Origin of the sequence: Variovorax sp. WDL1 (assembly GCF_001541225.1) — a bacterium.
Classification (GTDB): Bacteria; Pseudomonadota; Gammaproteobacteria; order Burkholderiales; family Burkholderiaceae_C; genus Variovorax.
Window position 1 is genome coordinate 235,689 of sequence record NZ_LMTS01000025.1, and the last position, 9,380, is coordinate 245,068.

Below are 9,380 nucleotides of genomic sequence, written 5' to 3' on the forward strand. Positions count from 1 at the left end.
TGCTTCATGCCTACCACCAACGTTCGCTGCCTTAGTCAAATCCTGGACTACCTGCAAATCCAGGACCTGCTGGACCTTATCGACGAACCTGCCCACACAGCCTGCAAGCACATCCTCGCGGACAACCGCAAGCTGTTCGAGACCACGCGCGGGTCGACGCACAACCATCAGGCCTGGGATGGGGGCTACCTGGACCATGTGGTCGATTCGATGAACTACGGTCGCCACCTGTATGCGCTGACCAAAGCGTTGGGTCGCCCGCTGCCGTTCTCGATTTCAGACGCATTGCTCATCCTGTACCTGCACGACCTCGAGAAGCCTTGGCGCATATTGGTGCACTCCGACGGCCAGGTTGTAAACCGCCAGGGCCTGGATACCAAAGCCGCGTTCAAGGCTTTTCGCGCGGCCAAGCTGCAGGAGTATGCGTTGGTACTGACACCTGCGCAGCTCAATGCGCTGACGTACGTGGAAGGCGAAATGCAGGACTACTCGAGCAACGGTCGTGTGATGAACGAGCTCGCGGCGTTCTGCCACATGGTGGATGTCTGGTCTGCGCGTATTGGTCATGCCTATCCGGTGGATGGCGATGAGTGGCATGGCGCGGGCCGCTTTCGTCAGTTCCCGGGGTGAGCAGCACCCCGTCCGCTTCACGGGCTAAAGCCCTCGAAATCCTACTTCTTTCTCCAAATGCACATCATCTTTGCACAGCAGCCCCTCGAAAAATCCATCTTCCTCGCGGGCCCCACGCCGCGCGATGCCGCCACGAAGTCCTGGCGCCCGCAAGCGCTGGAGATTCTTCGGGGTCTGGACTTCGACGGGAAGGTCTTCGTCCCCGAGACGGTTGGAGGCGGGCTTCCTCCCAACACGTATGACCCGCAGGTGCAGTGGGAATGGCAGGCCCTAAATCAGGCCACAGTGGTCGTGTTCTGGGTGCCCCGTGACGTCGCAACCCTGCCTGGCTTCACGACTAACACCGAATTCGGCTTGCTGGCGGCGTCGTCAAAGTTGCTGCTGGGCTTTCCTGGAGACGCGCAGAAGATGCGCTACCTTGACCGCCTGGCACAGCGCTACCACATCCCCGTACACGCCGACCTGGCCGAGCTGCTGGAGGCGGCGGTCGAGAAGACGAAGAACCCTTACCCCTTCAACGGGGCCGGCGCAGAGCTGGCCTTCTAGGTTTCCCCAAAGAACAAGTTTTCCGATTCCTGCACCGCAAAAACAACAATGACGACCCTGGCCCTCTTCAGCAAGCCCAACAACCCCCACGCATGGGGTGTTCTCAACGAAATCGTCTCCTGGGCGCAGCTCAAGGGCCTACGGGTTCTGGTGGGGCCCGACAAGGGCGGATGGGACGGCAAGAACTGGAGTTCTGAGCTCATCGAGTCGGCCAGGCAGGAGGCGGACATTGCCATTGCCATCGGCGGGGACGGCACCCTGCTCGGGGTGGCTCGCAACCTCTTCGGCTGGGGCAAACCCATTCTTGGCGTCAACCTTGGAACCCTCGGCTTCCTCACCGACGTTGCTGCCAAAGACATTGAACGGATGCTGGATGCTATCCAGGCCGGCGAGTACACGGTCGAGGACCGCATTCTTCTGGAGGCAGGGCTGGACGGCGAAGAGTCGAGGGGGCTTGCCTTCAACGACGTCGTGTTCACAAACGGCGGCTTCGGCCGGCTCGCTCAGTTCGACGTCTTCGTGGACGAGCAGCCCGTCTTCTCCCTGCGTGCGGACGGGCTCATCATCACGACGCCCACCGGCTCGACCGCCTACGCCCTGTCGGCCAACGGGCCCATCCTGCACCCCTCCTTGGCAGCCATCGCCCTGGTGCCGCTGAACCCACATTCGTTGACCGCAAGGCCCATCTCGCTTCCGAGCTCGGTGAAGGTCGAAGTCGTTGTGCGAGGGACGGTGGAGTCGAGGGTGGTCTGCGACGGGCAGCCATACGGCGGGCCGCTCACGGACGGAACGCGGGTCCACGTCTCGCAGGGTGCGACCACCGTGAAGATGCTGCACCTGAAGGACTACAACCTGTTCAAGACGCTTCAGCAAAAGCTGAACTGGAGTTCGCCGCGCGAGCGTTGAGCGCCTGACCAGGAAAAGCGCCCCCAGCGTCGATGACGTGGGGGCGTTGGAATGACACGCACGGGGCTAGCGCGCCAGCGTGAATCGCTTGGTGATGTTGGCGACCTCGTCCTTGTAGGCTGGGCCGATACCAACGGCAGTGATGATGGGCTTGCCGGTGAAGTGCGGCAGGAGAATATGGCCCCGGTCGATGATGAGCTCGCAGGGCAGGCCCGCGGCTTTCGCTTCCCGGTATGCGCGTATCAGCTGGCCGACGTTTTTGCCGTACATCACGAGCTTGGTTCCGTTGCCGCTGCCTCGGTACTGAGCGGTGATTTCCGGTCGCTCGAGCTTGGCGCGGTCATGGGCCAGGTCGAACGCGTGACCGCACTGTGCAGCCAGCTTGCCGGTCGGCATCTGGAGGTCCGCACGATAAAGCGCGTAGAGCGCCAGTGGCCGATGGTCCGCCGTGAAAGCTGCCATCGTGCGTGCCCGCTCGTCGAGCATGGCTTGGATGTCAGGGTCGAAGGCTGCCATCAATGGGCCCTCTGCCGCACCCACACCTCGGCGTCGCAGAACCCGACTGGCACGCGCTTGCCGGTGTCGGTGAATGCCGTCAAGGCCAGCGCTGGCGCGCGAAGCGGTTCGTTTTCCGACCAGGTCTTGGCGAGAAATTCGCCTTCGGCCAGCTCGAGGCCGGGCACGTTGACGCTCAGAGTCCCGTACGCCTCGCCTTGCCGGGATTGCACGATGAACGCGAGCGCTCCGTCTCGATAGCGTGTCTCCCTGACCTCGAGGTCTTGACCGTAGGCCTTGATTGTTCCGATGAGTTCCATGGTTTCCTATTACGAAGTGGTCCTGCTTCGTATAGGCACCGGCGCGTCCCTATACCCGGTTGGACATCTCCAAAGGACGCGCCCCGCATGAAGTTCTACATCCATCCCATCAACCCGCACTACTCCGCGACCCACGCCGACGATTTCTTCTTGGGCTGGCGCTATGGCATCTGGGAGCATCCCTTCCCGGCGTTGGAGCCGTGCCAATACAGGTTCCAAAGCAAGCACCTAGACGCGGCCCGCGACACATGCGCGAAGGCGGAAGACGCCGCACGGCTGTTGCCTGACGAGCCGGTTTGCGGCGCCTGGGTGAGCTTGCCGGCAGGAACAGACCCGCACTCCGTCGACGCCGCGGAATTACTGACGCCTGCTGCTCTGGGGGGCCGGCCTGTCAAATGGCCCTGGACCGAAGTTGCAGCCATTGCCTGATTGCCTTGCCTCCATCGTTCACGCGATGGAGGCTTTTTTACGCGTGAGGCGTATCCGCCCCCCCTACCCCGGTGTCGAGACGGTCCGAGGCGGAGTTGTTGGGAAAAAGCAGCGTGGCGCGGCCATGTCTAGGGGCACCGCCTATACCTGGCAGGTAAACTTTTCGGACAAACATGAAGGACATCATTCTTTTTCCCCTGTACGCCCTCGCCGGCGCCTATTCGTATCTCCTCACGTTCGTGTGGACCTTGCTGAGCCCTGTGCTCGGTCGCTTCTATCGTTCGGAGGTTCAATATCGAATCTTCGCGGTCCTGGCGAAGTCGCGACTTGGGCCGAAGTCGATGGCGCTGCTCGCGCTCGGCGCGCCCATCCTCCTTGGCAGTGTGTGGCCCCGTATGCCAGTCTGGTTTGTGAACTTTGGGCTGCTGTCTATCGTCTACATGGCGCTGCTCCACGCGCTGAGCCGCCCCAGCGGGATGTTTCACGTCCACATCGTTGGTCGAAGGAAGCTCGAGGTGCACATGCGCGCAGCTCGACCGTCAGACGGTCCGCTGCGCGCGCAGTTGGCCCAGCTGGAGGACGTCGTCGCCCTTGCAAAACGGTGCGGCGCCGAGTCGCTCACGATGGACTCGCCGCTGTTGGTCGACACAAGCGCGTACGCGTTTGTTGAGAATCGCCTCAGGGAGCTTTGCGCTGACGCGGGCCTCGAGCTTGCTTTCAGACTTGAAACGCCCCGTGCGCGGTCGGCTGCGGTGACCGGTCTCTTCGCGCCTTATCGACGCGACTACGCCCGCTTGCGCTTCGGACGAGTGGTCTGGGCCAGTCGGCTCAGCATCATGAGTCGTCGAGTCGAATTCAGGCTCTACTGAGGTTCCCTGTTGCGCCCTCATTTACAGCCCGCTTCCGCGGGCTGTTTTCTTGGACGCTTCGCGGCTGCCGGCGCCGACGGTGGCTACACGCGGAAGGACAACAAGGAACCCATATGAGAGAAAAACCGCTTCTGCCAGCAAACCGCTCGGTCGACGACTTGGGTCGAGAGTACAGCAGCATCGTCGGCTACGGCGACGCCATCACTGTTCCCCTTGGCTCGCACGTCACGCTGCTTCCAGGCGGCTACCCTTACGGCCGGGCTACATGGCTTGAGGGCGCCAAGGTCATCGTCACTGCGCATGGCAAGCTTGCCGGGCATCGAGGCTCCTGGGCCAGGCCGCTTTTGCACGGGCAACTGCTCGAAGGCCGCAGTGACTGGGAGCCGCAAGACAATCTGGTGCTATGGAGCCCGAGCCACGTCTTTGTCGACAAGGTCGGGACCGGCAAGGTACCGGAGGCCGGTGTCGACTACCCATTGACGGCAAAGCAGAGGTTCGACGAGAAATGGCGCACCACTGACCACACCTATCAAAGCTGGAGCAACCCGGCTACCTTCCTAGCGCAGCTCTACCTGACCGGCGACAGCAAGCACCATTCTGCGGTGCTCGCGATGGTCCGGGCCAATGGCTCCATCAACCCGACGCGACTGGAAAACTACTTCTGGCGCAAGTCCGGGCTGGTCATCGACGACTGGGCACGCTCGCCCGACGGATTTCCGAACCGGTCGGAGTATCAGTACCGCGTGAACTGGGCCGAAGTGGCTCGGTCCTTCGAGGAGACGGCACGAGAAGGTCGTGCACTCGCGGCCTAGCCGCTGATTCATCAAGCCCCGCCGACTACGTCGCGCGGGGCCTTTTCTTGGGCCACGCAGCAACGACCGCCAGAGGAGCCGCCTCAAAATGTGAGGGAAAATGGGAAATGCCCGAGCAAAGCAGCCCCCGCAAGTTCGTTTCCGATTTCAGGGAAGGCGAGCTGCTCTATGACCACACGGACCCTGAGTCGGGGCTCCGCCTCCTTGTCACCAGGGGAGGCTTTTGTTTCTGTGCCTACGTCGGAGTCGAGGCGGACCACACGCTTGCCGGGCTGGACGATTTTTCCTTCCCCTGCCACTGGGGCGTCAACTTCACCACGTGGGGCAAGCCTGGGACCTCTTGGCCTGAGGGGTGGTTTTGGTGGGGCTGGGACTACGGGCACGCCTTCGATGCTCGAGATTTCTTGGCCGACCTCCCGGAGGACACGCCCGAGTCGCTGCGGGAACTGTTGCGCCAAACCGATTCCAGGCGCATGGAGCCGGGGCCGGGCGTGCCTCGGGTGAAGAACTGGACTTTGGACGCCGTCATCCTCGATGGCCTGGACGTTGTCATGGAACTCCGGGAAGCGCTCCAGGCAAGCAATGAGTTCAGTACCTGCTGCTGAAGCGCTGAGGGGCTTGGACCCGCGCTAGGCGGTACCGCCGAGGGACTGCCCGGCGGCAGCGCCGGAGCTTCCGGCCCCCAACTCGAGCACAAGCGCTTCGCCAGACGGAATCTCGTCGGCCAACGCCGCCTCCACGAGCGCCGGCGCCAACGCTTTGGTCGGCTTCACCCCGAGGTCTCGCAGCATTTCAGCCTGGCGGATGACGTTCCCCCGCCCTGTGGTCAGCCGTTTGTGAGCCGAGTCGTAGGCCTCGCGAGCCTGGTTCAGCCGGTTGCCAACAGTATCCAGGTCCTTGACAAAGTCGTGCAGGCGCTCATACAGCTCCGCACCGCGTTTCGCAATGTCCTGCGCGTTCTTGCTCTGAGCTTCCTGGCGCCAGAGGTGCGCAACCGTGCGGACCACGAAGAGGAGCGTCGACGGGCTGACCAGAAGCACGTTGCGGTCCCAGGCCTCCATGAAGAGGTTGCTGTCGTGCGTCACGGCCATCATGAACGCCGGCTCGACGGGCACGAACATGAGCACGAAATCGAGCGACTGCAGGCCGTAGAGGGCCTGGTACTTCTTGTCCGAGAGCCCCTTGATGTGCGTGCGCACCGAATCGAGGTGCCGCTTCACCGACAGGGCCCGGTCTTCGTCGGTGTCCGCGCTGATGTGCTGCTCGTAGGCCAGGAGCGAGACCTTGGCGTCAACGACCAGCCGGCGCTCTTCGGGCAGGTGAATCACGACGTCGGGCTGCGCGCGTGAGCCGTCCTCTCGTTGCTGGCTGTCCTGCACGATGTACTCATGCCCCTTGCGTAGGCCGGAGGCCTCGAGCACGCGCTCGAGCACGAGCTCGCCCCAGTTCCCCTGGGTCTTCGCGGAGCCCTTCAGTGCCTGGGTCAGGTTCTTGGCGTCATCGCTGAGGACCTGGTTCAGCCCCATCAGCAGCTTCACCTGCTCTTGGAGCGCGGAGCGGTCCTTACCCTCTTGGACGTAGACCTCCTCGACCTTGCCCTTGAACTCGGTGAGCTGGTTCTTCAGGGGCGCTAGCAGTTGGCCAAGCGATTCCTGGTTCTGCTCGGAGAAGCGCTTCGATTTTTCTTCCAGGATGTCGTTGGCCAAGGCCTTGAACTGGTCGCTCAGGGACTGGCGAGCTTCCACGAGCATCTGCAGCTTCTCGGCCGCGGCTTCGCGCTCGCCCTCGGCACGGGCCTTCAAATCGGTGAGTTCGCCGGCGAGCCGGGCAACTTCCGCGTCGGCAGCCCCACGGGCCGTCCTTTCCAGGCTCAGCTGGTCCCGCACCAAGCCGTGGGCCTCCCGCTCGCCCTTGACCTCCGCGCTCAGCCGGGAGATGTCCCGGCCACTGGATTCCTTCAGCTCGGTCAGCTGGGCGTTCGTGGTCTCTTGGTGCTGCAAAGCGTCGTCGAGCTGCCGCTGGAGTCCTGGCAAACGACTCGCCTGCTCCTCGAGGGTGGCAATGCGTTGGTTGCCGACGCTGACAGCTTCGGTCTCCGTGTTGAGGCGGCGCTCCAGGTCTGTGCTGCGCTCAACTAGTTCGGGCACGCGTTCCTTGAGGAGCTTCAGCGACGCGCCCTGTTCCGACACTTCGTTGGACAGCCTACGGGCTTCCTCCTCGCTCGTTCGAAGCTGCGCGGCCAGGTCGTCGCGCTCGCCCGTAAGCCTCGGAATCTGGGATGCGCGCTCTCGGAAGGTGGCGGCTTCCTGGTTGGCGTTCTCGACCTCGTCCTGAAGTGCCCCTGCGTCACGCTTGAGGGCCTCGAACGCCGATTGCGCCTGCGCGTGGGCCTCTTCACCCGTGCGCACGCGCTCGCGCAGTTGCGCAAGGTCGCCTTGGGCGGCGGCTTCCGCCTTGCTGACAGCTGCTGCCATTTGGGCTTCGCTGCGACCGCGTCCCAGGAATGTAGCCAGCAGCGCACCAATGACTACGCCCAACAAGACCAAGCCCGGAACCAAGAAGTCAGCCATATGTCCTCATTTTTGAAGTTTCCCGGCTGGATTGTCGTCGACACGACAGCAAAGGCCGCCGGGGACCGCGTCAGGGTTTTCATTATGCAAATAGTCCGCACGAACGCATTGACGTTTCAGGATTTCCGGTTACAGTTCGGGTCATGCAACATATTCGCACAGACAATTCCATGACCGAATCCTCGGACCCCGTCACGCTCGACTCGCTCAAGCATGAGCTCGCGGGCATGTATGCCGGCCTCGCAGTGTTCGTGAACGAGTGCTACCTGCAAGGCGCAGGAAATCGGATGCTGGGAGGTGCAGCCGAGTCGCACCCCGGCGTCCTCGTCGATGCGGTGGATGTGGATGCCACCAGCATCGGCCGGATGCTGCCGCTCTGGTTCCGGTATGGCTACGAGGGCATCGTGAGCGCGGGCTACGACGTGGCGAGCATCGAAGACGACGAGGGGCCGTTCGAGCAATTGAGAAACATGCTCAACATCCTGCGCGTGGACAACCCCCACTTCGACTGGTGCCTCGCGGGAGCGGGAGTCCATCGCAACATGTTTGCGAAGAGTCACCTGGCGGACATGCTCAAGCACGTCGAAGCGCGCAATGGCCTGGACTCTGGCACGAAGCTGGGCCTGGACGAGGTCGCATTGCTCGCGAACATGAACGAACGCAGCGTCCGAAACGCGACGAGCGCAGAGGGCGAGAGCCGCCTGGCGCTACTCGACGATGGCTTGGTCGCCGTCGAGGAGGCGCGTCGCTGGCTCAAGGGACGCCGCGGCTTCGTGCCGACCCAATTCCGAGAACTACCTGGCGCGCTGGAGGCTGTGCCGGACTCGCTCGACGACGTCGAGATTCCTGTCTTCGTTTTCCGTCGGCTCCGTGCCCTCGCCAGTCGACCAACGCTGGCCAACGCAGCAAAGCATCGAAGGTACGGTGATGACGACTGGCTGGTGCGAGCAAGTCAGGTGTCCGGGCTGTCGGCGGAGCGTGTGAAGGCCGTGGCGCAGCTACCCATGAGCATTCGACCGAACGAGTGCGCAGGCTTGGCCAAGGCGCTGAAGGTGGACGCAGTCTGGTTCACCTATCAGGTCATGACGGCCCTCTTCCCGCAGCAAGTCGACATGCTGCTCAATCCCGGAGCATGGAGCGGTGCCCCGTCGGTCGGGGCAGGCGAGCCTCAAGCCAACTCGGTGACAGTCACTCTGACTGGACCAATGCTCCAGCACGGCTACCTGGACCTCCCTTCGTCGACCAAGGACCTGTTTCCCGCCGATTGCTTCAGCGACCGCGCGGCGGAATCGACGCCTGAGCAGTCCAACCTGGTGGAGCTTGTCTACGGCGCGCACCGCGAAAAGACGGACATCCGCGTGAAGAGTGCCAAGACGATTTCTCCCCGCCGGCGCTTCGTCGGCTGGTTCAACACCGAGCTTGGTGCCAAGCCGGGCGACCGCATCAAGCTTGAGAAGACGGCCGAGCGCGTCTACACGCTGACCCACATTACCAACGCATGAGCAGGAGTCGACCATGGAACTGTCACGTCACGCCCAGATTCGTTGCCAACAGCGCGGCATCCCGCCGCTCATTCGTCAATGGCTGCAGGACTTCGGCAGCGAAGTTCAGACCCATGGCGCCACAAAGCGGTTCTTCGACCGAGAGGCCAAGAGGCGTTTGGCTGCAGCAGTCGGTCCGCAGGTCGTTGACCGTCTCGGAAGCCTGCTGAACGTTTACCTGGTCGAGGCGACGGGCACCGTCGTCACGGCCGCAGTCCGAACTGGGGTCTCCTCGTTTTCAGTGCAATAAGTGACGGTACGC

The 9,380-nt window shown here is 62.9% G+C and carries 12 protein-coding genes; 9 read left to right on the forward strand and 3 right to left on the reverse strand.

What is annotated here, in order from left to right; all coding sequences use genetic code 11:
• The first annotated feature begins 6 nt into the window (after positions 1-6).
• Genes APY03_RS03510 through APY03_RS03520 form a run of 3 tightly spaced genes read left to right on the forward strand, consistent with a single transcriptional unit; the run spans position 7 to position 2,082 of the window.
• On the forward strand, positions 7-630 hold the full coding sequence (locus tag APY03_RS03510; protein WP_068673933.1) for a hypothetical protein: 624 nt from the start codon (positions 7-9) through the stop codon (positions 628-630).
• Between the two features lie 57 nt (positions 631-687).
• Positions 688-1,176 (forward strand): nucleoside 2-deoxyribosyltransferase domain-containing protein, encoded by a 489-nt coding sequence (locus APY03_RS03515; RefSeq protein ID WP_068673935.1) that lies wholly within the window; start codon positions 688-690, stop codon positions 1,174-1,176.
• Positions 1,177-1,224: 48 nt separating this feature from the next.
• A complete protein-coding gene (locus APY03_RS03520; protein WP_068673936.1) occupies positions 1,225-2,082 on the forward strand; it encodes an NAD(+)/NADH kinase in 858 nt (285 codons plus the stop codon).
• A 66-nt stretch (positions 2,083-2,148) separates the two neighbouring features.
• On the opposite strand, the gene APY03_RS03525 is transcribed toward APY03_RS03520, so the two are convergent.
• Together APY03_RS03525 and APY03_RS03530 are read right to left on the reverse strand one after the other, a co-directional pair.
• On the reverse strand, positions 2,149-2,598 hold the full coding sequence (locus APY03_RS03525) for a peptidyl-tRNA hydrolase (protein WP_068673938.1): 450 nt from the start codon (positions 2,596-2,598) through the stop codon (positions 2,149-2,151).
• Entirely contained in the window at positions 2,598-2,897 is a 300-nt protein-coding gene (locus tag APY03_RS03530) for a hypothetical protein (RefSeq protein ID WP_068673940.1), read from the reverse strand. The genes APY03_RS03525 and APY03_RS03530 overlap by 1 nt, the downstream gene beginning before the upstream one ends.
• 87 nt (positions 2,898-2,984) lie before the next feature.
• Between APY03_RS03530 and APY03_RS03535 the strand changes: the two genes are divergently transcribed.
• The 4 genes from APY03_RS03535 to APY03_RS03550 all read left to right on the forward strand — a co-directional run bounded on the left by APY03_RS03535 (position 2,985) and on the right by APY03_RS03550 (position 5,612).
• A complete protein-coding gene (locus tag APY03_RS03535; protein WP_068673943.1) occupies positions 2,985-3,326 on the forward strand; it encodes a hypothetical protein in 342 nt (113 codons plus the stop codon).
• 173 nt (positions 3,327-3,499) lie between these two features.
• The gene (locus tag APY03_RS03540; RefSeq protein WP_068673945.1) at positions 3,500-4,195 is read left to right on the forward strand and encodes a hypothetical protein; all 696 of its coding nucleotides are present in this window, start codon (positions 3,500-3,502) and stop codon (positions 4,193-4,195) included.
• A gap of 113 nt (positions 4,196-4,308) precedes the next feature.
• Positions 4,309-5,007, forward strand: a complete 699-nt coding sequence (locus APY03_RS03545; protein ID WP_068673947.1) for a hypothetical protein — start codon at positions 4,309-4,311, stop codon at positions 5,005-5,007.
• 107 nt (positions 5,008-5,114) lie between these two features.
• The gene (locus APY03_RS03550) at positions 5,115-5,612 is read left to right on the forward strand and encodes a hypothetical protein (RefSeq protein WP_068673949.1); all 498 of its coding nucleotides are present in this window, start codon (positions 5,115-5,117) and stop codon (positions 5,610-5,612) included.
• Between the two features lie 24 nt (positions 5,613-5,636).
• Here the strand turns inward: APY03_RS03550 and rmuC are convergent, their stop codons facing one another.
• Positions 5,637-7,481 carry a DNA recombination protein RmuC gene (gene rmuC, locus APY03_RS03555; protein WP_083944138.1) on the reverse strand — a complete coding sequence of 615 codons (1,845 nt, stop codon included), beginning with the start codon at positions 7,479-7,481 and terminating at the stop codon, positions 5,637-5,639.
• A gap of 266 nt (positions 7,482-7,747) precedes the next feature.
• On the opposite strand from rmuC, the gene APY03_RS03560 reads away from it, so the two are divergent.
• Complete coding sequence (locus APY03_RS03560) at positions 7,748-9,079, forward strand: hypothetical protein (protein ID WP_068673953.1); 1,332 nt, start codon at positions 7,748-7,750, stop codon at positions 9,077-9,079.
• 13 nt (positions 9,080-9,092) lie between these two features.
• On the forward strand, positions 9,093-9,368 hold the full coding sequence (locus tag APY03_RS03565) for a hypothetical protein (protein ID WP_068673956.1): 276 nt from the start codon (positions 9,093-9,095) through the stop codon (positions 9,366-9,368).
• Positions 9,369-9,380: the final 12 nt, after the last annotated feature.

Excerpts from the sequence above, each read along its gene's own strand:
- APY03_RS03510 (WP_068673933.1), top strand. The coding sequence starts at position 7 with ATGCCTACCACCAACGTTCGCTGCCTTAGTCAAATCCTGGACTACCTG.
- APY03_RS03515 (WP_068673935.1), top strand. The coding sequence starts at position 688 with ATGCACATCATCTTTGCACAGCAGCCCCTCGAAAAATCCATCTTCCTC.
- APY03_RS03520 (WP_068673936.1), top strand. The coding sequence starts at position 1,225 with ATGACGACCCTGGCCCTCTTCAGCAAGCCCAACAACCCCCACGCATGG.
- APY03_RS03525 (WP_068673938.1), bottom strand. The coding sequence starts at position 2,598 with ATGGCAGCCTTCGACCCTGACATCCAAGCCATGCTCGACGAGCGGGCA.
- APY03_RS03530 (WP_068673940.1), bottom strand. The coding sequence starts at position 2,897 with ATGGAACTCATCGGAACAATCAAGGCCTACGGTCAAGACCTCGAGGTC.
- APY03_RS03535 (WP_068673943.1), top strand. The coding sequence starts at position 2,985 with ATGAAGTTCTACATCCATCCCATCAACCCGCACTACTCCGCGACCCAC.
- APY03_RS03540 (WP_068673945.1), top strand. The coding sequence starts at position 3,500 with ATGAAGGACATCATTCTTTTTCCCCTGTACGCCCTCGCCGGCGCCTAT.
- APY03_RS03545 (WP_068673947.1), top strand. The coding sequence starts at position 4,309 with ATGAGAGAAAAACCGCTTCTGCCAGCAAACCGCTCGGTCGACGACTTG.
- APY03_RS03550 (WP_068673949.1), top strand. The coding sequence starts at position 5,115 with ATGCCCGAGCAAAGCAGCCCCCGCAAGTTCGTTTCCGATTTCAGGGAA.
- rmuC (WP_083944138.1), bottom strand. The coding sequence starts at position 7,481 with ATGGCAGCAGCTGTCAGCAAGGCGGAAGCCGCCGCCCAAGGCGACCTT.
- APY03_RS03560 (WP_068673953.1), top strand. The coding sequence starts at position 7,748 with ATGACCGAATCCTCGGACCCCGTCACGCTCGACTCGCTCAAGCATGAG.
- APY03_RS03565 (WP_068673956.1), top strand. The coding sequence starts at position 9,093 with ATGGAACTGTCACGTCACGCCCAGATTCGTTGCCAACAGCGCGGCATC.